The 26,146-nt window shown below is 49.5% G+C and carries 26 protein-coding genes, 2 tRNA genes, 1 pseudogene and 1 riboswitch; of the genes and pseudogenes, 2 read left to right on the forward strand and 27 right to left on the reverse strand.

Annotated elements, in window-relative coordinates; translation table 11 throughout:
- Positions 1–12: 12 nt before the first annotated feature.
- A complete protein-coding gene (locus EJE48_RS06495) occupies positions 13–459 on the forward strand; it encodes an RrF2 family transcriptional regulator (protein ID WP_016408000.1) in 447 nt (148 codons plus the stop codon).
- 94 nt (positions 460–553) lie between these two features.
- On the opposite strand, the gene EJE48_RS06500 is transcribed toward EJE48_RS06495, so the two are convergent.
- The 24 genes from EJE48_RS06500 to EJE48_RS06615 all read right to left on the reverse strand — a co-directional run bounded on the left by EJE48_RS06500 (position 554) and on the right by EJE48_RS06615 (position 21,532).
- Complete coding sequence (locus EJE48_RS06500) at positions 554–1,387, reverse strand: histidinol-phosphatase (RefSeq protein ID WP_124984420.1); 834 nt, start codon at positions 1,385–1,387, stop codon at positions 554–556.
- Positions 1,384–2,034, reverse strand: coding sequence for a bifunctional phosphoribosyl-AMP cyclohydrolase/phosphoribosyl-ATP diphosphatase HisIE (gene hisIE, locus EJE48_RS06505; RefSeq protein WP_124984421.1), 651 nt, complete (start codon positions 2,032–2,034; stop codon positions 1,384–1,386). The genes EJE48_RS06500 and hisIE overlap by 4 nt, the downstream gene beginning before the upstream one ends.
- Before the next feature lie 22 nt (positions 2,035–2,056).
- Positions 2,057–2,815, reverse strand: a complete 759-nt coding sequence (gene hisF / locus EJE48_RS06510) for an imidazole glycerol phosphate synthase subunit HisF (protein WP_124984422.1) — start codon at positions 2,813–2,815, stop codon at positions 2,057–2,059.
- On the reverse strand, positions 2,812–3,537 hold the full coding sequence (gene hisA / locus EJE48_RS06515; RefSeq protein WP_124984423.1) for a 1-(5-phosphoribosyl)-5-[(5-phosphoribosylamino)methylideneamino]imidazole-4-carboxamide isomerase: 726 nt from the start codon (positions 3,535–3,537) through the stop codon (positions 2,812–2,814). The genes hisF and hisA overlap by 4 nt, the downstream gene beginning before the upstream one ends.
- Before the next feature lie 18 nt (positions 3,538–3,555).
- Positions 3,556–4,173 (reverse strand): imidazole glycerol phosphate synthase subunit HisH, encoded by a 618-nt coding sequence (hisH, locus tag EJE48_RS06520; RefSeq protein ID WP_124984424.1) that lies wholly within the window; start codon positions 4,171–4,173, stop codon positions 3,556–3,558.
- Positions 4,173–4,760, reverse strand: a complete 588-nt coding sequence (gene hisB, locus EJE48_RS06525; RefSeq protein ID WP_118579233.1) for an imidazoleglycerol-phosphate dehydratase HisB — start codon at positions 4,758–4,760, stop codon at positions 4,173–4,175. Before hisB ends, hisH begins: the two co-directional genes overlap by 1 nt.
- Position 4,761: 1 nt before the next feature.
- Positions 4,762–5,835, reverse strand: a complete 1,074-nt coding sequence (hisC, locus tag EJE48_RS06530) for a histidinol-phosphate transaminase (protein WP_118579236.1) — start codon at positions 5,833–5,835, stop codon at positions 4,762–4,764.
- The gene (gene hisD, locus EJE48_RS06535) at positions 5,832–7,115 is read right to left on the reverse strand and encodes a histidinol dehydrogenase (protein WP_118579239.1); all 1,284 of its coding nucleotides are present in this window, start codon (positions 7,113–7,115) and stop codon (positions 5,832–5,834) included. Before hisD ends, hisC begins: the two co-directional genes overlap by 4 nt.
- Before the next feature lie 22 nt (positions 7,116–7,137).
- The gene (hisG, locus tag EJE48_RS06540; protein WP_016408009.1) at positions 7,138–7,776 is read right to left on the reverse strand and encodes an ATP phosphoribosyltransferase; all 639 of its coding nucleotides are present in this window, start codon (positions 7,774–7,776) and stop codon (positions 7,138–7,140) included.
- Complete coding sequence (locus EJE48_RS06545) at positions 7,760–8,887, reverse strand: ATP phosphoribosyltransferase regulatory subunit (RefSeq protein WP_118579242.1); 1,128 nt, start codon at positions 8,885–8,887, stop codon at positions 7,760–7,762. The genes hisG and EJE48_RS06545 overlap by 17 nt, the downstream gene beginning before the upstream one ends.
- A gap of 232 nt (positions 8,888–9,119) precedes the next feature.
- On the reverse strand, positions 9,120–9,587 hold the full coding sequence (gene ribH / locus EJE48_RS06550) for a 6,7-dimethyl-8-ribityllumazine synthase (protein ID WP_016408011.1): 468 nt from the start codon (positions 9,585–9,587) through the stop codon (positions 9,120–9,122).
- A gap of 47 nt (positions 9,588–9,634) precedes the next feature.
- Positions 9,635–10,831: a bifunctional 3,4-dihydroxy-2-butanone-4-phosphate synthase/GTP cyclohydrolase II gene (locus EJE48_RS06555; RefSeq protein ID WP_016408012.1), complete on the reverse strand. Its 1,197-nt coding sequence runs from the start codon at positions 10,829–10,831 to the stop codon at positions 9,635–9,637.
- A gap of 15 nt (positions 10,832–10,846) precedes the next feature.
- Complete coding sequence (locus EJE48_RS06560) at positions 10,847–11,494, reverse strand: riboflavin synthase (protein WP_016408013.1); 648 nt, start codon at positions 11,492–11,494, stop codon at positions 10,847–10,849.
- Positions 11,475–12,581, reverse strand: a complete 1,107-nt coding sequence (gene ribD / locus EJE48_RS06565) for a bifunctional diaminohydroxyphosphoribosylaminopyrimidine deaminase/5-amino-6-(5-phosphoribosylamino)uracil reductase RibD (RefSeq protein WP_118579245.1) — start codon at positions 12,579–12,581, stop codon at positions 11,475–11,477. Before ribD ends, EJE48_RS06560 begins: the two co-directional genes overlap by 20 nt.
- 188 nt (positions 12,582–12,769) lie before the next feature.
- Positions 12,770–12,884: riboswitch (FMN riboswitch) on the reverse strand.
- 142 nt (positions 12,885–13,026) lie between these two features.
- Positions 13,027–13,992 carry a zf-HC2 domain-containing protein gene (locus EJE48_RS06570; protein WP_118579248.1) on the reverse strand — a complete coding sequence of 322 codons (966 nt, stop codon included), beginning with the start codon at positions 13,990–13,992 and terminating at the stop codon, positions 13,027–13,029.
- The gene (locus tag EJE48_RS06575) at positions 13,989–14,612 is read right to left on the reverse strand and encodes an RNA polymerase sigma factor (protein WP_124984425.1); all 624 of its coding nucleotides are present in this window, start codon (positions 14,610–14,612) and stop codon (positions 13,989–13,991) included. The genes EJE48_RS06570 and EJE48_RS06575 overlap by 4 nt, the downstream gene beginning before the upstream one ends.
- A 110-nt stretch (positions 14,613–14,722) precedes the next feature.
- Positions 14,723–14,796 (reverse strand) — tRNA-Pro (locus tag EJE48_RS06580).
- Between the two features lie 118 nt (positions 14,797–14,914).
- Positions 14,915–14,988 (reverse strand) — tRNA-Pro (locus EJE48_RS06585).
- Positions 14,989–15,149: 161 nt separating this feature from the next.
- Positions 15,150–16,784, reverse strand: a complete 1,635-nt coding sequence (locus EJE48_RS06590) for a putative polysaccharide biosynthesis protein (RefSeq protein WP_124984426.1) — start codon at positions 16,782–16,784, stop codon at positions 15,150–15,152.
- A 40-nt stretch (positions 16,785–16,824) separates the two neighbouring features.
- Positions 16,825–18,657, reverse strand: coding sequence for a translational GTPase TypA (gene typA, locus EJE48_RS06595; RefSeq protein ID WP_124984427.1), 1,833 nt, complete (start codon positions 18,655–18,657; stop codon positions 16,825–16,827).
- 251 nt (positions 18,658–18,908) lie between these two features.
- A complete protein-coding gene (locus EJE48_RS06600; RefSeq protein ID WP_004036546.1) occupies positions 18,909–19,109 on the reverse strand; it encodes a cold-shock protein in 201 nt (66 codons plus the stop codon).
- Between the two features lie 119 nt (positions 19,110–19,228).
- Positions 19,229–19,696 (reverse strand): ribonuclease HI, encoded by a 468-nt coding sequence (rnhA, locus tag EJE48_RS06605; RefSeq protein WP_124984428.1) that lies wholly within the window; start codon positions 19,694–19,696, stop codon positions 19,229–19,231.
- Complete coding sequence (ispD, locus tag EJE48_RS06610) at positions 19,693–20,385, reverse strand: 2-C-methyl-D-erythritol 4-phosphate cytidylyltransferase (RefSeq protein ID WP_118579254.1); 693 nt, start codon at positions 20,383–20,385, stop codon at positions 19,693–19,695. Before ispD ends, rnhA begins: the two co-directional genes overlap by 4 nt.
- 70 nt (positions 20,386–20,455) lie before the next feature.
- On the reverse strand, positions 20,456–21,532 hold the full coding sequence (locus tag EJE48_RS06615) for a PIN/TRAM domain-containing protein (protein WP_118579257.1): 1,077 nt from the start codon (positions 21,530–21,532) through the stop codon (positions 20,456–20,458).
- A 312-nt stretch (positions 21,533–21,844) separates the two neighbouring features.
- On the opposite strand from EJE48_RS06615, the gene EJE48_RS06620 reads away from it, so the two are divergent.
- Positions 21,845–22,738 (forward strand): DegV family protein, encoded by an 894-nt coding sequence (locus EJE48_RS06620; protein WP_118579260.1) that lies wholly within the window; start codon positions 21,845–21,847, stop codon positions 22,736–22,738.
- A 74-nt stretch (positions 22,739–22,812) separates the two neighbouring features.
- Here the strand turns inward: EJE48_RS06620 and EJE48_RS06625 are convergent, their stop codons facing one another.
- The 3 genes and pseudogenes from EJE48_RS06625 to EJE48_RS06630 all read right to left on the reverse strand — a co-directional run.
- Positions 22,813–23,709, reverse strand: coding sequence for a glycyl-radical enzyme activating protein (locus tag EJE48_RS06625; protein WP_243107977.1), 897 nt, complete (start codon positions 23,707–23,709; stop codon positions 22,813–22,815).
- Between the two features lie 61 nt (positions 23,710–23,770).
- Positions 23,771–24,220: a glycine radical domain-containing protein gene (locus EJE48_RS12935; RefSeq protein WP_408608185.1), complete on the reverse strand. Its 450-nt coding sequence runs from the start codon at positions 24,218–24,220 to the stop codon at positions 23,771–23,773.
- Positions 24,221–24,250: 30 nt separating this feature from the next.
- Positions 24,251–26,142 (reverse strand): annotated as a pseudogene (locus EJE48_RS06630) (pyruvate formate lyase family protein); the annotation flags it as partial.
- Positions 26,143–26,146 lie beyond the last annotated feature (4 nt).

The raw sequence follows: 26,146 nt of genomic DNA on the forward strand, positions 1-26,146 counted from the left end.
CGAGGTGACCTTATGAAGATTTCAACAAGAGGCCGTTACGGCATCCGTCTGATGCTTGCACTGGCTTTGAACTACAACAATGGAACGATTCCCTTGAAGACAATCGCCAAGGATCAGGGTATTTCCGAAAAATATCTGGAGCAGATTATCAACCCACTGACCAAGTCCGGTCTGGTAAAAAGCTTTCGCGGCGCGCAGGGCGGCTATATGCTGACCAATCCCCCCGAAGCAACCACCGTCGGCGAGATACTGCGTGTGCTGGAAGGCTCTCTGTCCCCTGTGGACTGTGTTGACCATCCCAACTGCGCCAATTCCGACCACTGCGTTTCCCTTTCCATCTGGAAGAAAATGAAGGTGGCTCTGGATGAGGTTGTAGATAACATCACTTTGGCAGATATGGCGGCAGAATATGCCGAAAAAAATCCCGATGTGGCGGCAAAGTTCCGCTGTAACGGCTGAAAACATCAAAGCTTCATCAAAAATAAAATGCTGTTTGCAGATTTTCCTTTGCAGACAGCATTTTTTAATTCTTCTTTTATGATAATTTAAACTCCTATAATAATTTAAACTCCTCCCAGCCGTCCTTTTTCAGCACCAGAACGGAGCCAAAGCCTATCTCCTTCGCCGCCTGCACAACCTCGGCAAAACGGAAGCCAAAAGAAGCCCCATCATGGCTGTCACTGGAAAGCAGTATTTTCCCCCTTCGCTCCTTCAAATCACGCAGAAGCTGCAAGGAGGGATACGGCTCCGTCCGCAGACCGCGATACATACCGCCTGTATTGATTTCAAACGGCCTTCCCGTTTCCAGAAGGGCATCCATTGCGGAAAGTGCCGCCATTCTGTAGCGTTTATCCATGGGGTCAAAGTAACGGCTGCCCTCGTTGAATTTCGTCACAAGGTCAAAATGTCCGATAAAGGTCGCATTTGTTCTGGAGACCACCTCCGCCTCTATCTCAAAGAACCGCTTCGTCAGCGCATATACATCACCGCCGAAGCCCTCGCGAATGCCCTGCTCCAGCACCTTAGGGCTTTCATCCACGCAGTAATACATCCCGTTCTTCTCCACATAATGCACAGAACCAATCACATAATCAAAGCCCTCTGTCGGCGCAGTCGAACAGGCATCCTGCTCCACGCCGCAGAGAATTTCAATTTTATCCTTATACTTTTCCGCAAGGGCGCGCACCTCCGCCTGATATTTCGGCACATCCTCCGGACGCATGCACCAGACCTCCTGATCCTCCGGACGGAAATCATTGAACCCGTGCCCCGAAAAGCCAAGGCGCGTAAAGCCCTTCGCAATCGCCGCCTGCACCATCTGCTCCGCCGTTTCCTTCCCGTCGCAGTAGGTGGTGTGGGTATGAAAATTCATGTTCGGAAATCTCATTTTGTCATCTTCTCCTGCTTTACCTTATGGTCAATGATGTGTCTCTTTGCCAGCTCCTTGCGGATATCCTCAAGGGAAATGCCCTGCTCCGTCATCAGCACCATCACATGATACGTCAAATCCGCAATTTCATAGATCGTTTCGGCTCTGTCCTCCGCCTTTGCCGCAATGATAACCTCGGTACATTCCTCGCCAACCTTTTTCAGTATCTTATCCAAGCCCTTTTCAAAAAGGTAGGTCGTATAAGAGCCTTCGGGCTTTTCCTTTTTTCTGCCCTCCAGCATTTCCATCAAGCCATCCACAGAGAAGGACTGATACGCAGGATTCAGATACACGAAATCGGAGAAGCAGGATTCTGTCCCCAGATGGCAGGCAGGGCCTTCCTTCACAACCTCAACCGTCAGTGCGTCCCTGTCGCAGTCTGCCGTAATGGAGACGATATGCTGCACATTGCCGCTCGTTTCGCCCTTGCGCCAAAGCTCCTGACGAGAGCGCGACCAGAAGCAGGTTCTGCCCTCCTTCATGCTGATGGCAAGGCTTTCCTTGTTCATATATGCCACGGTCAAAACCTTTTTGCTGTAGGTATCCACTACAACCGCAGGAATCAACCCTTTTTCATCAAAACGCAATTCATCTATGTTTACCACGGTTTTCTCTCCCTTCCTTCTCTTATCTGCGGACGATAATGCCCTCCGCCGCAAGCCGTTCCTTCAATGCGGAAATTTCCACCTCACCGAAATGGAAGATGGATGCCGCAAGCCCTGCATCAATATCGGGAATTTCTCTGAACAGCGTCACAAAATCCTCGATACTGCCTGCACCGCCCGATGCAATCACAGGCACATTCACCAAAGCGCAGACCTCCTGCAGCAGCTCTAAATCAAATCCCTGCTTCACGCCGTCCGTATCAATACTATTCACAACCACCTCGCCTGCGCCCATCCGGACACAGCGCGCAATCCAAGGCAAAGCCTCCATGCCGGTGTTTTCTCTGCCGCCCTTGGCAAACACCATAAATTTCCCATCCACGCGCTTCACATCCACAGAAAGCACCACACACTGATTGCCGTATTTCTGCGCCGCCTCGCGAATCAGCTCAGGGTTTCTGATTGCGCCGCTGTTCACGCTCACCTTATCCGCGCCGCATTTCAGCACGCGGTCAAAATCCGCAAGGGTATTGATGCCGCCGCCGACCGTCAGCGGAATGAAGATATTCTGTGCCACCTCTGTCAGGATATCGGTGAACAGCGCCCTGCCCTCCGCCGATGCCGTAATATCATAAAAAACCAATTCATCCGCGCCGCAGTCGCTGTAGTATTTCCCTAACTCCACAGGAGAGGAAACATCCGAAAGTCCTTCAAATTTGACCCCCTTGACCACTCTGCCATCCTTGACATCCAGACAGGGGATGATTCTTTTTGTAATCATTCGTTTCCCTCCTTTGTGAGTGCCACGGCAGCCGCGAGGTCAATATTGCCCGTATAAAGTGCCTTTCCGAGAATCGCACCGTAAAGCTTCATCTCCGCAAGCCTTTTCACATCATCCAGAGTGGTTACACCGCCGCTTGCAACGATATCCACCTTGCATTTTTCGGAAAGCTGTCGGTACAATTCCAGATTCGTGCCCGAAAGCAGACCATCCTTGGAAATATCCGTGCAGATAATCGTTTTTACGCCGATTTTCTGCAGCTTTTCGCAGAAGGAAAAGCAGCTTTCCTCGGAAACCTCTGTCCAGCCCTTGATGGCAACCCTTCCATCCTTGATATCTACGCCGACCGCGATTTTCTCACCGTATTTCCGCACCATTTCCTCCAGAAAGGCAGGGTTCTGCACCGCCGCTGTCCCCAGAATCACACGGAATACGCCTGCATCCAGATAGGTCTTGATGACTTCCTCGGAACGGATGCCGCCGCCGACCTCAACCAGAAGCCCGCTTTTGGCTACAATCGTGCGGATGGTTTCCAGATTGGGCGTACCGCCGTCCTTCGCGCCCTCCAAATCAACCACATGGAGATATTTCGCCCCCGCCGCCGCAAAGGAGCGCGCCACTGCCGCAGGATTCTCGCTGTATATCGTTTTCTGTGCATAATCGCCCTTCACCAGACGTACCGCACAGCCGTCAATCAAATCAATCGCAGGAAATAATTCCATCGAATCCTTCCCCCTTTCTTACAATTCGCAAAATGCCTTCAGAATCTTCAAGCCGACCTCGCCGCTTTTTTCGGGATGAAACTGCGTGCCGTATACATTGCCGCGCTCCACCGCCGCTGTCAGCTCTGCGCCGTATTCCGTTCTCGCAGAAACAAAGGCATCACAATCCACTCCTGCGTAGGAATGTACGAAATAGACACAGTCGCCCTCGTTGATGTATTGGAACAGCTTGGATTTTTCTCTGTCCTTCGGGAAAATCAGCCGATTCCACCCAATATGCGGCACCTTCAGCCCCTCCCCAATCATGGGCGCAATGGGTTTCACACTGCCGCCAATCAAGCCTAAGCCTGCATGCTCGCCATATTCGTAGCTTTTTTCCAGAAGCATCTGCATCCCTAAGCAAATGCCAAGCAAGGGCTTGCCGTTTGCCGCTTCCTCCAGAACAACCTGCTCCATGCCGCTTTCGCGCAGCTTTGCAATCGCATCCGCAAACGCACCCACGCCGGGCAGGATGATTCTATCAGCCGCCTTGATTTTTGCAATATCGTTCGTGACCTCCGCGTCTGCCCCGATGAATTTCAGAGAGCTTTGCAGGGAAAACAGATTCCCCACGCCGTAATCAATAATCGCAATCATCAAAGCACCCCCTTTGTGGATGGAATTTCATCCGCATAATCCTTCTGCACCGCGACTGCCTTCGCTAAGGCGCGCGCCGTTGCCTTGAAGGCTCCTTCTATAATATGATGGGAATTTTTTCCTCTGAATTGTAAGAGATGCAGATTCAGCTTTGCATTTCGCACAAAGGCAATGAAAAATTCCTCCACCAGTTCTGTATCAAACGTGCCAACCTTTTCCGTCGGAATTTCCAAACCGTATTCCAGATGGCTTCTGCCTCCAAGGTCAACCGCCGCCAGAAGCAGTGCTTCATCCATCGGCAGGGTAATATCCCCATAACGGGCAATTCCTCTGCCCTCGTCCAAAGCCTTGGCAAACGCCTGTCCCAGACAAATCCCGATATCCTCTACAGAATGATGGTCATCCACCTCAATATCGCCCTTGCAGACCACATCCAAATCAAATCTGCCATGCTTTGCGAAAAGCGTCAGCATGTGGTCAAGAAAGCCAACGCCTGTGTTCACACTGCTCCTTCCCGTCCCATCCAGCAAAAGGGAAAGGCAAATATCCGTTTCCGCGGTTTTTCTGATAATCTCGCTTTGTCTCATGTCAATCCCCTTTCTGCTCCTGCAAAATCTCCGCTGCTTTCGCAAATAAAATCTCCATCTGTTCGGGCGTGCCGATGGTAATGCGCAGGAAGTCCTCAATTTTTCCCTTGCCCCAGAAGCGCACCAGAACGCCTTTTTTCTTCAATTCCTCATAAAGCACCCTGCCGCTGACGGCGTTGCTTTTTGCAAAAATAAAATTCGCCTTGGAATCCAGAACGGTAAAGCCCATCTGCCGCAGTCTTTCCGTTGCGTTTTCTCTGGTTTTTGCAATTTTCCTTGCATTTTCCATGTAATAGGTATTGCTTTCCACCGCCGCTTCGCCTGCCAGCAGCGTCAGACGGTTGATATTATAGGGATTCGTGGAATACTTGATTTTTTCCAAATCCGCAATGATGCCTGCATCTGCAATGGCAAAGCCCAGTCTTGCCCCTGCCATGGAGCGCGATTTGCTATAGGTCTGTACCACAAGCAGGTTATCGTATTTCCGAATCAAATCCACACAGCTGGTGCCGCCGAAATCAATATACGCCTCATCAATCAGCACAATCCGGTTCGGGTTCGTTTTCAGAATTTCCTCAATCTCCGCAAGGGATATTTCCATCCCTGTGGGCGCATTGGGGTTCGCAATCACAACCATTCTGTCGATATTGCAGTAATCCCGATAATCCACGCCAAAATCCTCTTTCAGAGGAATTTTCACGCAGTCCACATGATAAAGGTCGGCATAAACAGGATAAAACCCATAGCTGATTTCGGGGAATGCCGCCCCTCTTTCGCTGTCGCAAAACGCCATAAAGGCGAAATTCAGAATATCATCCGAGCCGTTGGAAAGGAAGATATTTTCTGCTTTCACGCCATAAAGCGCCGCCAGCTTTTCCTTCAGCACCCTGCCTGTCGGGTCGGGGTAAAGGTTCAGCCTGCTGACCTCCTCGGCAGAAATCGCCGCCACCACCGCAGGCGAGGGCGGATAGGGTGATTCATTCGTATTCAGCTTTACATACTGCTGATCCTGTGGCTGTTCGCCGGGTGTATATGCCTCCAAGCCCGTAAAACAGGGACTCATAAATCTGCTCATTGGATAACCCCCTTATCTTTTCGCACCAGAGCGGAACGGGCATGTGCCTCCAAGCCCTCTCTTCTGGCAAAGAAACCGATTTTCTCCGCCTCCGCCGTCAGTGCCTCTTTTGTATAGTAAGTAAAGGAAGAACGCTTCACAAAATCATCCACGCCCAAGGGAGAGGAAAACCGCGCCGTACCGCTTGTCGGCAGGGTATGGTTCGGCCCTGCGAAATAATCTCCCAAGGCTTCGGGTGCGTTTCTTCCAAGGAAAATCGAGCCGGCATGGCGGATATCCGCCAGATAGCGAAACGGCTCATCCACCGAAACCTCCAGATGCTCCGGTGCAATTTCATTGGAAACCGCGATGGCTTCCGCGATATCCTTTACCAGAATAATCTTTCCGTTATTGTCAATGGATGCTCTTGCAATTTCCGCTCTGGGGAGCAGTGCAATCTGCCGTTCCAGTTCGGCTGTTACCGCCTGTGCCAAGGCTTCACTTTCCGTCACCAGAACCGCCGAAGCCATTTTGTCATGCTCCGCCTGCGAAAGCAAATCCGCCGCAATGATTTCCGCATCGGAATTGCCATCCGCAATGACAAGAATTTCGCTCGGCCCTGCAATCATATCAATCGAAACCTGCCCGAACACCTGCTTTTTCGCTTCTGCAACAAAGGCATTGCCGGGGCCTACGATTTTATCCACACGAGGGATGCTTTCCGTGCCACACGCAAGCGCCGCAACCGCCTGTGCGCCGCCGATTCTGAAAATACGGTCAACCCCTGCGATTTCCGCCGCCGCAATGATATCGGGGTTTAATTTCCCATCCTTCGCCGGCGTTACCATGCAAACCTCCTTGACCCCTGCTATCTTTGCAGGAATACAATCCATCAGCACCGTAGAGGGATAGCTTGCCGTCCCCCCGGGGACATAGAGCCCCACTCTGTCCAGAGGAATAATTTTCTGCCCAAGCACAACACCCTCGCGCTCCGTCAGCACAAAATCCGTCCGTTTCTGCTTTTCATGGAAGGCACGAATATGCGCCGCCGCTTCTTTTAAAATCTCCAGAAACGCCGCGTCCGCCTGTGCATACGCCGCCGCCCGTTCCTCCTTGGAAACCTCAAACACCGCAGGTGCCGCGCCATCGAATTGCTCTGCATAGCGTTTCAGTGCCGCATCGCCGCCTTTGCGTACCTCTGCGATAATCTCCGAAACCACGTCCGCCACATTCGTTTTTTCTTCCTCTCTTGCAAAAATTTCTTCTATTTTAATGTCTTTGTAAGCATAGGTTCGAATCATGCCTTCACCTCATTTCTTCTCATCAGTCCTTTTTTTCCAGATTCTCCGCAATCCGATCGCACAATTCGCGGATGCTTGCATTATTGAATTTATAGCTGACCTTATTCGCAATCAGCCTTGCGCTGATTGGCACAACCGTTTCAATGACCTCAAGATTATTTTCTCGGAGGGTTGTTCCCGTTTCCACAATATCTACAATGACATCGCTCATTTTCAGAATCGGGGCAATCTCAATCGAGCCATGTAATTCGATAATATCAATTTCTCTGCTCTGCTTTCTGTAAAATTCTCTTGCGATATTGGGGAATTTTGTTGCCACGCGCAGGGTATGTCCCCCATCGGGACGTTCTCCCTTCACGCCTGCCACCGCCATGCGGCATTTGCCCATGCCTAAATCCAAGAGCTCATACACATCCGAGGACTGCTCCAGAAGAATATCCTTCCCGACTACACCGATATCCGCCGCGCCGCGTTCCACATAAACCGCCACATCCGAGGGCTTTACCCAGAAATACCGCACGCCGTTTTCCTCGTTTTCAAAAATCAGCTTTCTGCCGCCCTCATGAATGGAAGGACAGCCATAGCCGATTGCCTCAAAAATATCATACGCCTTTTCGCCCAATCTGCCCTTCGGCAGTGCGATGTTAATCCAGTTCCGCAACGATTTCAAGCCCCCTATCCTTCATACAAAGCAGCTGCTTATATTTCACGTTTCCCGTATTTTTTCTCTGCACCAGAACACTCTGCCCGTTATCGGTCAGCATCTGCGCCGCCTGCGCCAGAGCCGCCACATCCGCGCCCTCCTCATAAAGCAGGAGTGTATCCACATCGTATTCCTTTTCCTTGGAATCAAAGCGTTCCAACAAATCCAGATAAACCGCAAAGCCGATGGCATCCGCATCCTTACCCAATTTCCGCAGCAGGTTGTCATATCTGCCGCCGCTGAGAATGCTGCTGGGCACACCGTTGATAAAGCCCTGAAAAATGATGCCCGTATAGTAATCCATATCGTTCACGATAGAAAAATCGAGGTTCACCTTTTCCTCATTGCCGCCGATTTTCAGACACCGCAGGATATTTTCCAGCTCCTGCACCGCCTGCTCCATTTTTTCATTACAGCAAAGCGCCTTCGCCTGCGGCAGGGTTTCCTCCAGACTGCCATACAGACTCGCCAGTCCCTCCAATCTCTCAGTCAAATCCGCCGCAACGCCGTTTTCCTTACAAACTGCGCGAATCCCATGGATATTCTTCTCGCTGATGCAATCGAGGATTCTATCCTGCTGTGCATAAGGCAAAGCAACCTCCTCCATCAGCCCTGCCACAAAGCCCATGTGAGAAACATCCAGTATATAAGCGTCGCTGATGACTTTCAGGCTTTTCTGCGCCAGTAAAAGCACCTCAAGCGTGGCGTATGCATCCACCTCGCCGATATATTCCAAGCCAACCTGCATGATTTCCTTGTATTCACCTGCGCCCTTTCTGGCACGATATACATTTTCGTTATAATACACGCGTTCTGCCGTATCTCGGCTTCCCTTCGTATTCTTCACGATAGAAAGGGTCACATCCGGCTTGAGCGCCAAAAGCTTGCCGTCCAGTCCCGTAAAGGTCAGGATGGCTTCGCTGTGCAGAAAGCTTCTGTTCTCCGCATAAAAATCGTACTCCTCAAATTTGCTCATCTTAAATTTTCGATAGCCATATTGTTCAAACAAGGCACGCAGGCTGAAGCTGACCCGCTCCTCTTTTTTCAAAAGCATTTCTTCCGGTTTCATTCAAATTCCACACCCTTTCTGTTCTGAAAATAGTGTATCGCATTTTAACGCTTTAGTCAAGTAGAACGCTAAAGCATATCCCTCAAATTTTACAATATAGTCTACACGTTTTTGTGCATTCTGTCCAGTGGACATTTGTCTTTTTCTGTTTTTTCTGCAATAAAATAGGCTGTTTCTACCTATTTAATAGCAGAAACAGCCTATTTGCCGAATCTATATCCAAAAAGCCCTTTTATTTCTCCAGTTCCCGAATCAGGTTTACCATCTCAATCGCGCTGACCGCACAATCGTAGCCCTTGTTACCTGCTTTTGTGCCGGCACGTTCAATCGCCTGTTCGATGTTTTCCGTTGTCAGCACACCAAACATCACAGGAATGCCTGTTTCCAGAGAAACCGCCGCAATCCCCTTGGAAACCTCGTTGCAGACAAAATCATAATGGCTGGTGGAGCCACGGATGACTGCGCCCAAGCAAATCACAGCATCATATTTGCCGCTTTTCGCCATTTTGGATGCAATCAGGGGAATTTCAAATGCGCCGGGCACCCATGCCACGTTGACATCCTCTTCCGCTACATCATGCCGCACCAGACCGTCCATCGCACCGCTCAACAGCTTTGCTGTGATAAATTCGTTGAATCTTGCCGCTACAATACCGATTTTAATCTGCTTCGATACCAGTTTACCTTCAAATGTTTTCATTTTTATTCCCTCTTTTCTTTCATTTTTTCCTTCATATTTCAGATTCTTTAATATTTCAGATAATGTCCCATGCGTTCCTGTTTTGTTTTCAGATAGAATAAATCATGTGTTGTTGCATCCATCTGGATCGGCACGCGCTCCGTAATTTCAATCCCAAATTCCTCCAGCTGATATACCTTATCGGGATTGTTAGTCAAAAGACGCATGCTTTTTACGCCCAATTCGCGCAGAATCTGTGCGCCGATATAGTATTCTCTCTGGTCGCCCTTGAAGCCAAGGGAAAGATTTGCTTCCAAGGTATCCATACCCTGCTCCTGCAATTCATAGGCGCGCAGCTTATTGATTAAGCCGATACCACGCCCCTCCTGCCGCATATAAAGCAGGATGCCGCGTCCTTCCTTTTCAATCTGCGTCATAGCAGCGGCAAACTGCTGTCCGCAGTCGCACCGCAGGGAGCCGAAGGTATCCCCTGTCAGGCACTCGGAATGAACTCTGCAAAGCACATCCTTGCCATCACCGATATCGCCCTTTACCAGTGCTACATGATGCTCGCCATTCAGCAGATTGACGAAGCCATACGCCATAAAATCGCCGTATTTTGTGGGCATTTTAACAGCTGCCTTCTGTTCTACCAGCTTTTCATGGCATTTGCGGTAATTCTGCAAATCCCGAATGGTAATGAATTTGATATCCCATTGCTTTGCCAGCTTCATCAGCTCAGGCGTACGCATCATGGTACCATCCTCACGCATGATTTCGCAGCACAGCCCACACTCCTTCAAGCCTGCCAGTCTGCATAAATCAACGGTTGCTTCGGTATGCCCTTCCCGTTCCAGAACGCCGTTTTTCTTTGCCAGGAGAGGGAACATGTGACCCGGTCTGCGGAAATCCTCAGGCTTTGCATCATCCGAAACGCATGCAAGCGCTGTGATAGAGCGTTCTGCCGCAGAAATGCCTGTTGTGGTTGCCACATGGTCGATGGAAACCGTAAATGCTGTTTCGTGATTATCCGTATTCTGCTGTACCATCTGCGGAATCCGCAATTTCCGCACATATTCCTCAGACATAGGCATACAAATCAAGCCCTTGCCATAGCATGCCATGAAGTTGATGTTTTCTGTGGTTGCAAATTCTGCCGCGCAGATGAAATCCCCTTCGTTTTCTCTATCGGGATCATCTGTTACCAAAATGATTTTGCCGTTGCGCAATTCCTCCAACGCTTCCTCTACTGTGTTAAACTGCATGATGTATTCTCCTCCTTAAAATCCGTATTTCGATAAAAAATCCATTGTAATTGTATTTTTCGGCTGCTGCTCTGCTTTCGGGCAAACCAGCTTTTCTACATATTTTCCAATGATATCCGTTTCCAGATTTACCAAATCGCCTTCTCTGCGGTTCTTCAAAATGGTTTGGCTGACCGTATGCGGAATGGCAGAAATGGAAAACTCGCTTTCTCCGACCTCCGCCACTGTCAGGCTAATGCCATCAATGGTTATGGAGCCCTTTTCAACGATATATCGCATCAGCTCCGCCTTCGCCTGTATGGTATACCAAATGGCTGTATCATCCCGACGCACGCGGATCACCTTTCCCACACCGTCTACATGGCCTGCAACAATATGCCCGCCAAAGCGTCCGTCTGCCGCCATGGCTCTTTCCAGATTCACAGGCGTTCCCATTGTCAGCCCTGCCAGAGAGGAACGGTTCAGCGTTTCGTGCATCACATCTGCGGAAAAGCCATGCGAAAACAGCTCCGTTACTGTCAGGCAAATGCCGTTGACCGCAATGCTGTCACCGATTTTGGTTCCCTCCAAAACCGTATCCGCATGAATGGTCAAGACCGCAGAATGCTGTCCGTGCTTGATTCTCTCAACCCTTCCGATTTCCTCAACAATTCCCGTGAACATCTCTGCTCACCTCGCTCTCTATCAGAAAATCCTCTCCCAGAGGAATGATTTTGCTGTTCTTTAAATAAAATGCCTCTGCTGGCGTTGCAACGCCCTGCCCCTCGATAGGGGTTTTTGCCGTCCGTCCGCCGAATAATTTCGGTGCGATATATGCCTGTACCTTTTGCACAATGCCTTCCTCCAATGCTGTCCAATGGAGTGTACCGCCGCCCTCTATCAGAATGCTGTCAATTTCCTGCTCCCCTAATTTTTGCATCAATTCCTGCAAATCAACATGCCCGTTTTTTTCGTTCACCTGTAGGATTTGACAGCCTGCCGCCAGATATGCCTCCTGTTTTTCCCTATCCGCACAGCAGGTTGCAAGGATGGTCGGTATTTCCTTCGCCGTTGCAACAATTTGCGTATCCAACGGTGTGCGAAGGTGTGTATCGCAAATAATGCGAATCGGGTTTTTTCCGCCCTCCATCCTGCAATTTAACATAGGGTTATCTGCCAATACCGTTCCCACACCCACCATAATTGCAGTATATTTATGCCTTTGCTCTTGCACATGTGCTCTTGCCGTTTCCGATGTAATCCATTTAGATGCACCTGTGTAGGTTGCAATTTTTCCGTCCATCGTCATCGCATATTTCATTACCACAAAGGGACGCTTTGTTTGAATATAGTGGAAAAACACCTCATTCAAGCGATCACATTCCTCCTCCAGCATGTGCTCCGTTACCTCTATGCCATGCTCTCGTAAAATCCGAATTCCCTTTCCTGCCACAAGCGGATTGGGGTCTGCCGAACCGACCACCACGCGCCGAATGCCTGCCTCCAGAATGGCATCTACACAGGGCGGCTGTCTGCCCTGATGGCAGCAAGGCTCTAATGTGACATAAAGCGTCGCTCCCTGCGGCGATTTTTTGCAATTTGCCAATGCGTTTCGCTCTGCATGCGGCTCACCGCATTTTTCATGCCACCCCTGACCGATGATTTCACCATCCTTCACAAGCACTGCCCCTACCATCGGGTTCGGTGCCGTCCATCCGAGCCCATTTTTCGCAAGCATGAGTGCAAGCTCCATATATTCTGAATCCTTCATAGAATCCCTCCAGACAGATTTCAAAAATACAAAATAAGAAATGCTCCGAACAGAATCGCTCAGAGCATCAGAAACACACACACCAAAAGACTCCCTGTGCCAAAATAAGAAAAGCTCCGGAATGTTCAAAAACAATCCAGAGCAGATATCTCAAAAAGACACAGAAAAGAAACACTTTTCCTGCATTCATCCATCTTCTTTCATCCAGACTATACTGTCGGCTTCGGAGTTTCACCGAATCATGCCTTGCGGCTCGTGGGCTGTACCACCGGTAGGGACTTTCACCCTGCCCTGAAGATTCTATTTATTTACGAGACCAGTATATGCGTTTGTCAGAGATTTGTCAAGCTATTTTTTGCAAAACATATCAAAATTCTCTGTCCCCAAGAAAATTTCAGCAAAAAAAGAACACGGCTTTTCTCGTAAAAATCCACCGTGTCCCTTTTTATTTTTCCGTTACCGAAATGCTGATTGTGTGCGATGCACCGTCCGCCTCGCCTTGGAAAAGCGCCTGTATTTCGCCCAGCTTGCCGACCTGCTCCAGAAAATCTGCATAATTTGCCACAGGAATCACCGCCTGAATCACATCATCCACACTGCTTCCCTCATAACCGCCGGCTTCCTCTATGCTCTTGCGAATTGCCTGCAAGGCTGTCTCCTTTTCTGCCACCTGAAGTGTCATGCTGTCCGCCGCATTGCTGTCCGCAGCGCGTGTGCCGCTCACCAATGTCTCGCTGTCCATCGCATTTTCCGCTTCACTTGCATATAAAGCTGCTTTCGGCATGGTTGCCGCTCCCTCCGACCGAAAAGACTTTGCCGTTTCCTTCGGAGTTGTTTCCTTCGGAGTTGCTTCTTTGGGTGTAGTTTCTTTTGGTGCCGTTTTCTGCGAAACAGGTTTTTTTACTTTCTTTGTTTCCTGCTCAGAAAAATCCTCCTTGGTATCGGATTTTTCCGCCGCATTGTTCTCTGTCGCGCTGTCCGCCGCAATCTGTTCTGCCGCTTCCTCGCCCGTATCCGCCGTCAGCGCAGTATTCTCAAACAGAATCTGCTCTATCTCCTCGTTCTGGTTCTGCCGCATTTCCAGCATCCCCCTCGTGCCGCCTGCTACCACAACCACAAGCACCGCCGCCGCGATCATGCTCATCTGCTTCCAGCCATGCTTCTTCTTTGCAGGGAAAGGCACAATCTTGCGTTCCGCCTGCAGCTTCTGCATCAGCTCTGTATGATAGCCTTCAGGGAGTTCCTCGTCAGGAAGGCTTGCCAAAGCGTTTTTCATTTCCTTCTGCTGCGCCAGCTCTTCTCTGCAAGCCGCACAGCCTTCCAAATGCGTTTCGATTTCTGCTGTTTCCTCTGCCGTGGTTTTGTTTTCCAAATACGCCCAGAGCAGCTTTTTCACTTTATCACAATTCATTGCCTTCCCTCCTTTCCTCTCTTATGACGAATAAAATGTGCATCTTGTTCCCGTAATTTTAAAATTTCCTGCTTTAATTGATTTCGCCCACGGGAAATACGGCTCTTCACTGTCCCTAGCGTAAGCTCCAGAATCTCCGCGATTTCCTCGTAGGAAAGCCCCTTGATATCCCGCAGGATAACCGCCACCTTATGCTCCGGTGAAAGGCTCTCCAATGCCTGTAAAATCTCGCTTTTCTGCTCCTCTCGAAGCATGCTTTCCTCCGGTGTTTCGCCCGCATCCGCAACCTGCCGCTGCATGCTGCCTTCCTCGCTTTCCAGCTCTTCCTCTAACGAAAAGCTCTGCCTGCCCTTCCGCTTTCGCATTTCATCAATGCAGGTGTTCGCCGTAATGCGGTAAATCCAGGTAGAAAACTGCGACCGCTCGTCAAAATTCCCGATATTCCGATACGCCTTCAGAAACACCTCCTGCGAAATATCCTTCGCATCCTCGCTGTGGTTCATCATGCGCAGTGCCACGTTATAAACGATCTTTTCATGCTGTAAAATGAGTTCCTCAAAGGCGTGCATGTCCCCCTGCTTCGCCCTCTTGACCAATCGTACCTCGTTCTGGTCGGTCATAAACGGTTCACCTCCGTAGGCCGTGCCGATTCTCTCTTTTTTCCAATTTTTTTCAAATCACTGCCGAATATGAAAAAAGAGACGAATCATATTCGTCTCTTAAACTGCCCTCGAGGCGACAGGATTTGAACCTGCGACCTCTACATCCCTAATGTAGCGCTCTACCAAGCTGAGCCACGCCTCGATATTCCTACCGCTTATTCAGCGGCTTAATTATGATACCACAGGATTATATTCCTGTCAATTCTTTTTTCTTCTTTCAAAAGCTTCCGAAAGAATTTTTTATAAATCTTTTATAAAAATCGAGGCGACAGGATTTGAACCTGCGACCTCTACATCCCTAATGTAGCGCTCTACCAAGCTGAGCCACGCCTCGATATTTTTTACCGCTTTTGTTCAGCGACTTTTACATATTACCACAGGATATTCTTTCTGTCAACAACAGATTTTATATTTTTTCAAAATGTATCCGAAAAAATCCCTTTTATAGAAAAATCCACCGAACCTTCCGCAAAATCATTCGGTGGATTTCTGTTTTTATAACAAATGCAGCCGTCTGCAAACGCGAATCAGCTTGCCGCCGCCGGGTACTGTCTGCAAGTCCTCCTCCACGATGCCCTTGATGAGCAGCATCACCAGACCATACACCGCAACCGCAATGCAGATTGCAAGCAGTGTCGCGATGGTGTTGCTCTGCAAAAGCTGATAGAACACATGATAGCTGCCAAGTGTTGCCGCCGCCATGGCAGCAGAGCCGATAATCGGCTTGAGAAAGCTGCCCATGATATCGAATTTCGTTCCCGTCAGTCTGCTCAGCATGATTACATCAAAAACGCCTGCAACCAGATAGCAGCCCGTTGTGGAAAGCACTGCCCCCAGAACGTTAATAGAAGGAATCCGAATCAGAACCACGTTCAGAATCACCTTTGTAATGGCACCCAGAATCGCACCGACCACGGGCACCTTAATATGTCCAATCCCCTGCAAAATCCCCGTAGAGGTCTGGCAAAGCGCAAGGAAGATAATCGAAACGCCACCAACCGTCAGCAGTGTACCGCCGTCGCTTGCACTGGGGAACAGCATGTGGATAATCTGCGGCCCAAGCGCACTGATACCAACCGCCGCAGGCACAGAAATAATCATGGAAATGCGATAGGTCAGCGTCATTTTTCTGCGTACCTGCTTCCGCTCCTTCAATTTTACCGATGTGGCAATGCTTGGCAAAGCCGCTGTTGCAACCGCCGTAGAAATCGTAACAGGCAATGTGGTCAGCGTAACATATTTCCCCGAAAGCTGTCCATACAACGCTCTTGCATTCTCTTCGGAAAATCCAATCTGCTGCAAAATTCTTACCACCATCCCCATATCAATCAGGTTGGTAATGCTGAATACCGCCGTACCTGCGATGATGGGCCATGCCGTCTGCAAAACTCTGCCTATCAGCTCACGCTTCGATTCCTCGTAGGGCTGCTTGCATCGCTCTGCTCTCCAAAGCAGATACGGGCGAATCAGACAGTAGGCAAAGACCACCACAACCAGGCCTGCCAAAGCGCCAATGCCCGTCCCCATCGTACCACCGGCAGATGCCAGAGGAATGTTCTTCGTCATCCCTTCCGGAATATTGATGCTCATAAACACCCATGCCAGATACACACTGAAAAAGGCGTTGAACACCTGCTCTACAATCTGAGAAATCGCGGTCGGCACCATGGTACGCATCCCTTGGAAATATCCGCGGAATACGGACATGATAGCAACAATCACCAAGGTCGGGCAAAGCGTCAGCAGGGAATAATAGCTGTCCGCAATGTCAATCATATCTGCCAGTCGGTGTGCGCCAAGTCCCATCACAATCGCAAAGAACGTGCCAAAGCAGGTGGAAATCACCAATGCCGCCTGAAAGACACGATGCGCATTTCGGTATTGCTTCAGTGCGATTCTCTCGGAAACCAGCTTAGAAATTGCCGCAGGCAGCCCCGCCGAGGATAAAATCAGCAGGAAGGTATAAATATAATAGCCGCCGCTGTAAATCGCATTCCCCTCGTCCCCAATCATGTTGGTTAAGGGCCAACGGTATATAAAGCCCAAAAAACGTACCAGCAGGCTGGCTGCTGCCAGAATTGCCGCCTGTTTTACGAAGCCGCCGCCCTTTTTCTTCGCTTTTGCCGCCATGGTGCACCTCTTTCCAAAAAATCCTAATCAGAACCGCTTCTTAGCTGTTTGCGCGGTTTTTCGCCTTTCTGCGCTGGGTATTATCCAGAATCTTTTTCCGCATACGCAGATTCTGGGGGGTTACCTCCAGCAGCTCATCATCACTGATAAATTCCATGCACTGCTCCAGAGACATCGTGATATGCGGTGTCAGCTTCAGCGCATCATCGGAGCCGCTCGCACGGGTATTTGTCAGCTGCTTTTTCTTACATACGTTGATATCCATATCATCCGCACGGGCATTTCTGCCGACAACCATGCCCTCGTAAACCTTTGTGCCTGCGCCGATGAACAGATCCCCACGTTCCTGCGCGTTATACAGACCATAGGTGATGGCTTCGCCGCTTTCAAACGCAACCAGAGAGCCCTGCGAACGGGTCACGATATCCCCCTTATAGGGTTCGTAGCCGTCAAACAGGGAGTTCATAATACCATTGCCCTTGGTATCTGTCATAAATTCACTGCGGTAGCCAATCAGACCTCTTGCAGGAATAGAAAATTCCAGTCTGGTATAGCCGCCCTTTGCAGGATACATATTTGTCATTTCGCCCTTTCTGCTGCCCAGCTTTTCGATAACATTGCCGACAAATTCCTCAGGAACGTCAATCGTTACCGCCTCCATAGGCTCGCATTTCTTGCCGTTAATCTCTCTGAACAGCACCTCCGGCTTGGACACCTGAAATTCGTAGCCCTCTCTGCGGAGTGTTTCGATCAGAATGGAAAGATGCAGTTCCCCTCTGCCGGAAACCTTCACGCTATCCAGATTATCCGTATCCTCTACACGCAGGCTGACATCTGTATTCAGCTCCTTGAACAGTCTGTCACGAATCTGTCTGGAGGTAACATATTTCCCCTCCTGCCCTGCGAAGGGGCTGTCGTTTACAGAAAAATTCATTGCCAGTGTGGGTTCGGAAATCTTCACGAAGGGCAGAGGCTCCGGCTTTTCGGGGGAACAGATGGTATCCCCGATCATAATATTTTCAATGCCGCTAAGCGCAACAATATTGCCGACGCTCGCTTCCTTTACCTCTACTCTCTGCAAGCCCTGAAATTCATACAGCTTTGTGATACGAACCTTTTTCTGTGTTTCCGCATTGTGCATATTCAGAACGACAACCTCGTCATTGACGCGCAGTACGCCGTTTTCAATCTTACCGATGCCGATACGACCCAGATATTCGCTGTAGTCAATCGTGGAAATCAAAGCCTGTGCAGGTGCATGCACGTCCCCTGTGGGAGCGGGAATATGGTTGATGATTGCTTCAAACAGAGGCTTCATATCGCCCTCTCTTGCATTGGCATCCTCGGACGCATAGCCGCCTCTTGCAGATGCGAATACAAAGGGAGAATCCAGCTGGTCTTCGTTTGCATCCAGCTCCATAAACAGCTCCAGCACCTCATCCACAACCTCATCAGGACGAGCCTCAGGTCTGTCCACCTTATTCACGCAGACAACAACAGGGTGATTCAGCTCCAATGCCTTGCGCAGAACGAATTTTGTCTGGGGCATAGGGCCTTCAAACGCATCCACCACCAGCACAACGCCGTCCACCATTTTCAGCACACGCTCTACCTCGCCGCCGAAATCGGCATGTCCGGGGGTATCAATGATGTTGATTTTGGTATCACCATAGTTTACGGCTGTGTTTTTGGAAAGAATGGTAATCCCTCTTTCCCGTTCAATATCGCCGCTGTCCATGACTCTTTCCTGTACCTCCTGGTTGGAACGGAAGATACCGCTCTGTCTGAGCAGCTGATCCACCAATGTGGTTTTGCCGTGGTCAACGTGGGCAATAATCGCTACGTTTCTGATATTTTCAATATTCTGACTCATTTAGAATTACTCCAATCGTTTCAAGTTTTCCTTTTACATTATCTTCTGTGTGACACTTAATTGTAGCACACCATTTTCTCGGATGCAACGATTCCAAAGAAAAAAACGCCCCCATCTGCCGATAATTCCCAAAAAAATACACTTTTTCGGCATAAAGAAAGACTCTCCTAACGGAGAGCCTCTTTGTTGCATAACCAAGCTCAAATATATGTCTGAATGCTTTCGCACTTAGGTCAAATAAATAGAATCGATTAAGCACGTGTTACGTTTGCAGCCTGAGGGCCTTTTGCACCCTGTACTACTTCAAATTCAACTTCCTGGCCTTCTTCCAGTGTTTTGTAGCCTTCAGCCTGAATTGCGGAGAAATGTACGAATACATCGTCTTCACCAGGTACGGAGATGAAACCAAAACCTTTTTCTGCGTTAAACCATTTTACTGTACCTTTTTTCATTCTTTAAAATCCTCCTACTTGAGATAGATAAAAATTTGTTACAGTTTGATATTAGCATAAATTTCCGTCAGTGTCAATCCGATTTCCAGTGAATCACTTGGGATTCGCTCGACATTCCCTTACATTTTTCCGTAATTTTCATCCTCCAGAAGCTCCCCCTGCCCGATGGCCATCCGCGCCAGCTCGTCGCATCTTTCGTTGCCGGGGTTATCCGCATGTCCCTTCACCCAAAGGAAGGTCACCTGATGCTTTTCCAGCAGCAAAAGCAGCCGCTCCCAAAGGTCAACATTTGAAGCCTTCTCCTTTTTGTTCCGCATCCAGCCGTTCTGCCGCCATTTCACAACCCAGCCCTTTTCTATCGCATCCACCACATACTTCGAGTCGCTGTAGAGGTTCACCCTGCAAGGCTCCTTCAATGCTTCCAGTCCTTTGATAACCGCAAGCACCTCCATGCGGTTGTTCGTTGTCAGACGATAGCCTGCGGAAAGCTCCTTTTTTGCACTGCCATACAGCAGCACAACGCCATAGCCGCCGGGGCCTGGGTTGCCCGAACATGCGCCGTCCGTATAAATCGTCACTGTTTTCATTCGGTTTCCTCCTTCAAAAATGCCGCGCCAATCAGCAAATCCTCTTTTGTCGTGATTTTGATGTTGCGGTAGCTGCCCATGATAACCCGCACAGGAAAGCCGCTGTGCTCCGCAACAGAGGCATCATCCGTTCCAAGAAAGCCGTCCGCCTTCGCCTTTTCGTATGCCGCAAGGATTTCCTTTCGGCGGAAGGTCTGCGGAGTCTGTATCTGCCGGAGGGTGCTTCTGTCCGGCGTGGCAATCGCAAAGCCCTCCGCATCGCATACCTTAATCGTATCCTTCGCAGGCACGCCCGCCACACAGCCGCCTGTCTCCTTTGCCGCCGCAATGGAGCGTTCCAAAATTTCCTCCGTCACAAACGGACGCACCCCATCATGAATCAGCACAATTTCCGTATCCTGCGGCACCTGCTGCAAGCCAAGGAACACAGAATCCTGCCTCTCCTTGCCGCCCTCCGTTACGGAAATAATTTTCTTCCAGCCGTATTCCTGCACCATCTGCCGCACATCCTGCAGGGCATCTCCTCCTGTCACCAGAATGATATCCCGAATACACGCCGCTTTTTCAAATTTTTCAACCGTATGTGCAAGAATTTCCTTTCCGCAAAGGGGCAGAAACTGCTTGCTGATTTCCGTTCCCATGCGCTTGCCCTTTCCTGCCGCTACAATCACAGCCGTACTGATGCTCATCTTTTTTTCCTCCCGATTCAGCAAAAATGCGAAATCAAACAGGCTGATTTCGCACTTTTGCTCTCTTTATTTATGCCGCAGCAATCATTTTTGTAAAAATCATACGACCTGCCGCTGTCTGCAATACGCTCGTCACAATCACCGTAATCGTCTCACCGATGTGCTTACTGCCGCCGTCCACCACAATCATCGTGCCGTCGTTCAGATACGCAACGCCCTGTCCTGCTTCCTTGCCGGCCTTGATGATGGTAACCACCATTTCCTCTCCCGGCAAAACCACAGGCTTCACCGCGTTGGAAAGCTCATTGATATTCAGCACACGCACGCCCTGAAATTCCGCAACCTTATTCAGGTTAAAGTCATTCGTCACCACGAAGGCATCCATGCTGTCCGCCATTTTCAGCAGCATGGAATCCACCTCCATCTGCTGACCGGGATGAAAGCTCTGAATTTCTACAGGAACTGCCAGCTGCTTCTGAATTTCGTTCAGAATATCCAGACCTCTGCGCCCTCTTTGACGCTTCAGGCTGTCCGCAGAATCCGCAATATGGCGCAGCTCCTCCAGAACAAAATCAGGGATGATGATTTTCCCTTCGATAAAGCCTGTTTGCAGCAAATCCAGAATTCTTCCGTCAATGATAACACTGGTATCCAGAATTTTCGGTCTGCCGTAAATGGAATCCTCCGCCGTGCTGGGAGGGGTTGTCATCAGCACCTCCTTCAGCGTGCGCACGTTCACATCATCCTTCTTTCTTCTGGCAACGCGAATCCCCAGAATCCCGAACAGGATGTTCAACAGCACCACGATAAACGTGCCAAGTGCGCCAAAGCCATTGAATGCCATGCCGATGAGGTTCGCCAGAACCAGCCCGACAATACAGCCGATAACGGAAAGCGAAAGCTCCTTCAAATTCATTTTGGAAAGGCGTTCCTCTGTCTGATTCAGCCGTTTCAGGAGCAGACCTGCCAATGGCGTAGCAAATAGAAAATAAAATATAAATCCGACAATTACCGCTATCACCGTAGGTACATATACCGGCAATTTATGTTGAAATTTGAATAAGTCCATAAAAAGCACTACATGCATTAACGCATAGGTCGCCGCTGTTGCAATCAAGCTTATAATCAGCTCTAATACTCGTTTCATGTTTTCACCTCCTTTTCTTTTTGGGGGTACTTCCCCTTATTTTAGTCTAACTTATTTTTTCTTGTTTGGCAAGGAGTTCTTTCCCTTCTCTCCCGTTAAATTCCCGTACAGAAAATCCTGTCATTTTTTCTGCAAAAAAGCAGCAGAAACGCAGTGCTTTCATGCACAAACAATATTTTGTGGTTTTTTATACTACATAATGTGTTTCTGATGTTGAAATTTCCGTTCTGATTTGTTATAGTATAGCAAGACCACCGCGGAAGACCATTTCCGCAGAATCATTTGAACGTCTGAAGGTAAGGAGAGAATAGTATGGCAGAGTATCAAATTTTCAGCGATGGTGCCTGTGATATCGGCTTTGCAAAGGCAAAGGAATTAGGAATCGGGTTGATTCCCTTTTATATTTCGATAGACCATGAAACTTATTATAAGGAAATTCAGGAAATCTCTTTAGAGGAATATTTCCGCTATATGACAGAGGAAAAGGGCTACCCCAAAACCTCCCTGCCCTCCATTCAGGATTATATGGATGCATTCCGCCCTGCCCTCGAAGCAGGCAAGGACATCATCTGCATCACCATGACGCGCACGCTGACCGCCTCTCTGGAATCTGCGGTAACGGCAAAATCCATGCTGGAGGAGGAATTTCCTCATGCGCAGATTCACGTCATCAATTCCTGGGTAGCAACAGGCGCGCAGGCCCTGCTTCTGATGGAAATGGCGCGGATGCAGAAGAACGGAAAATCTCTGAATGAGGTGATTACATACGCGGAAAAAGCAAGAGAGGATGCCCGCATTCATTTCATGGTCGGGGATTTAAGCTATCTTGAGATTGGCGGACGCATCGGCAAGGTTGCTACCATTTCCGCAGGACTTTTGAAAATCAAGCCCATCATCATTTTAAAGGGCGGCGAAATCAGCGCAGGCGGTATCTGCCGTGCCAGAAAAAAAGGACTTACACAGATTGCATCCATCACCGCAAAGCATTTCAAGGAAACCGGCGAAAATCCCGCACATTATATCGCAATGCCCGGCACAAATACCATCTGGGACGATATGGACAGCTTTTATGCTCTGCTGCAGGAAACGGTTCCCGGCATGGAATTCCTGCCTCCCTTCCAGATTGGCGCGACCATCTCCACCCACACCGGTCCGGGGACAACAGGCTTCTGCTTCGTCAAGAAATACGAATACTATCATATATAAGGCAAAAACAGATAAAAACAGACATCCCGTCAGGAAGGTGCGCCCACCTGTGACAGGATGTCTGTTTCTTTTGTTTATTTGAAGTCCGCAAGAGAAATGCCGATTTCCCGCAAAATCCCCTTCAGATGCTCCATTTTTTCTTTTGTGGGAGTTCCAAATGCGGCATCGGGCAAGTCCATCCCCAGTGCCTCATATTTCCCAAAGCCAAATTTATGATACGGCAGAAGCTCCATTTCGGCGCGCGGCAGATATTTCTTCACAAATTCGCCGCTTTTGCGGATATTTTCCTCATCCGCATTCACGCCCTCAATCGTCGGAATCCGAATGACCACTCTTGCCGAAAGCTCCGCCAGCCGCTTGATATTTTCCAGAATCCGTTCATTGGGAACGCCCGTAAATTTTTCATGCAGGGCAGAATCCATGTGCTTCAAATCCATAAAAATCAAATCCATCCGTTCCAGAGAGCTGCGTACCCGTTCAAATTCAAAATAACCGCAGGATTCTATATCCAGACTGAAGCCCATATCATACAGACGGGAGGAAAGATACTCCAGAAGCTCGGGCTGCGCCGTTGCTTCGCCGCCGGAAAAGGTAATGCCACCGCCGGAATTGCGGTAAAAAAGCTGATGCTTTGCCGCTTCCGCAATGATTTCATCCGCATCCGCCAGAGAAACAAGCGCTTTTCTTGCACCCTTGGGACAAGCCGCCACACATGCGCCGCAGCTGACGCATTTTTCCCGTTCTGCATTTAGGTCAATGCCGATTCCCTTGGGACAGACCGCCGCACACGCGCCGCAGCCGATGCACAGCCTTGCGTAAAAGCCGACAACAGGGTGCTGCCTCAGTCCCTCCGGATTCGCGCACCATTTGCAGTGCAGCGGACAGCCTGCCAGAAAAATCGTGGTACGAATCCCATCCCCGTCATTGACGGAAAACGGCTGCATCTGCATCAGATAACCCTTCATAGCCATTCCCTTTCTTTCTTTTTAATCGACAGCCGCAGACGCTTTGCATCTGCGGCAATTTTTTGTCTTAAAATTCCTCATGTGCGTTTCTTGCCATGATGGAATCCTGCATGGATTTCGACAGATTGACAAACTGTGTGCTGTATCCCGCAACACGCACAAGCAAATCTCTGTAATTTTCGGGGTGCGCCTGTGCATCCTTCAGCACCTCGTTGGAAATGGTGTTGAACTGTACATGGAATGCGCCCAGTGCGAAATAGGACTGGAGCATTGCGCCAAGGTTTGCACGCCCTCTCTTTGTTGCAACCAAATCGTGATTCAGACGCAGGTTCAGCAGTGTGCCGCCGCTGTGAATATCATGATTCAGCTTTGCGGAGGAACGCAGTGCCGCAAGGCAGGTAGAGGTATCTGTGCCGGTATAAGGAGAAACGCCCTCGTTGATAGGGTCCTTCGCCCTTCTGCCGTCTGGCGTTGCGCCAAGCACCTTACCGGTCGGCAGGTAGTTGGAAATACCCATGAACGCCGTTACGAAATGATGCCCGTAGATATCCTTATAGGATGTTACATCATGATAGAAATAATCTGCCAGCTTCTTCGCAATGCTGTCCACATAATCATCATCATTGCCGTATTTGGGTACCGCCTGCGCCTTTGCACGCAGGGCTTCATAGCCTTCCCAGTTGTTGTTCAGTGCATCAATCAATTCAGAAAGTGTTACGCTCTTTTCTTCAAACACCAGCTTTTTGATTACAGCCAGAGAGTTTGCCGTAACGGAAAGCCCAACGCCTGTGAATACAGGCCCGATGTTGTATTTTGCGCCGCCGTCCACCAGATCCTTGCCGTTTTTCACGCAATATTCATTGCAGGCGGACAGGAACGGACGGGGTGCCTGTTCCTTATGGATTTTCTGCGCAGTCAGCAGGCTGATCACGCCATGCTTTACCATATAGGAAAACTGTCTGAACAGTGCAGCCTCGATTTCCTCATAGGAGGTAAAGGTTTTCGGGTCTTTTTCGGGCAGTGCAACCTGTTCACCTGTCAGGCGGCTCTTGCCTTCATTCAGCGCAAATTCCAATGCCGCCGCAAAGCTGATATTGCAGGAGGAGGTCCATTCAAAGGTCTTTCTGGAATGAGGTACAACACAGCCGCAGTTATTCCAGTCTCTTGCGTCCTCAGGCTCATAGCCCAGATTGCGGAGCATTTCGTAGCCTGTTCTGTCGCTATGGATTGCAGGGAAGCCACTGCCTGTGGAAACAAGTTCTGTCACTGCCTCCATGAATGCGGGAGGACAATCCGCATGGATACGGCAGCTCAGGGTCGGCTGGTGGCATTTTGTTTCCTTCGTTGCCTGAATTGCCATATAGGAAATATCATTTGTGCCGTCCCTGCCGTCCTTTGTGGTGCCGCCGACGGTCAGATTTTCAAAGTTGGTATAGCCTGCGAAGAAGTCCGCTGTGTTTGCGGAAATCGTCCACGCCCATTCGCTGTATTTCAGCCACAGGCACTCTACCAGTTCCAGTGCGGTATCGTAATCAATTTTGCCTGCATCCAAATCTGTTTTATAATAAGGATAGATATACTGGTCGAAGCGTCCGGGGTTCAATGCCAGAGGGTTTTCGGAGATAATGCCGCCCAGCTGTACGAACCATGTGAACTGGATTGCCTCGCGGAAGGATTTCGGGGGATTTTCGGGAACGGCTTCACAGGTTGCCGCAATTTCCAGAAGCTCCGCCTTTCTCTCTTCGTCCTTTTCCTCTGCCGCCATTTCTCTTGCCTTTTCGGCATATCTGTTTGCCAGACGCACGATACCATCGCAAACCAGAACGATGGAACGATAGAAAATCAGCTTATCCTTTTCTTCGGGGATCGCTTCGTTCAGCTCTGCCATGTAGCCCTCTGCTTCCTTCTTAATGCCGCCGAAGCCCTTGGGGAACAGCTGATCCACATAGTCCGGGGACATTTCGCCGATGCCGTTGCGCCATTTGGAGTCGGTATCCACAAAGCCCGTATCTACGCCGATTTTCTTTGTTTCCGCGGAGGTGCGCGCCAGAAAAGCATCCTCAACGGATTTTCCCTTCCAATAAGGGAAGATATTTCTCTGATATAGGCTCTCTGCTCGTCCGTCATTTCATAGGGGTCCTGTGGACGGCTCGGAAAGTTATCCATTTCATCATCGACCCATTTCCACGCAAATTCGGGTGTCAAAATGCCGCATTTGCGATATTCGCCGCTTGCGCCGACAATCAGCTCGCCCTCAAAAATATTGACGCAAAGCTCATTACAGGTATCATAAAACGCCTGTGCGGTACGAATCTGCGCAGGCATGCCTTCCGTTCTTTTGAAGGATTCTGTCCAGATTCTTGCGCGTTCATAGGAAATGGACGGCTTGGTATTGATATAGTTCTGACGGATTTTCTCAATTCTGGGTGTAATGCTCATCTGA

This window comes from Anaerotignum faecicola, from assembly GCF_003865035.1.
Lineage (GTDB): Bacteria > Bacillota > Clostridia > Lachnospirales > Anaerotignaceae > Anaerotignum_A > Anaerotignum_A faecicola.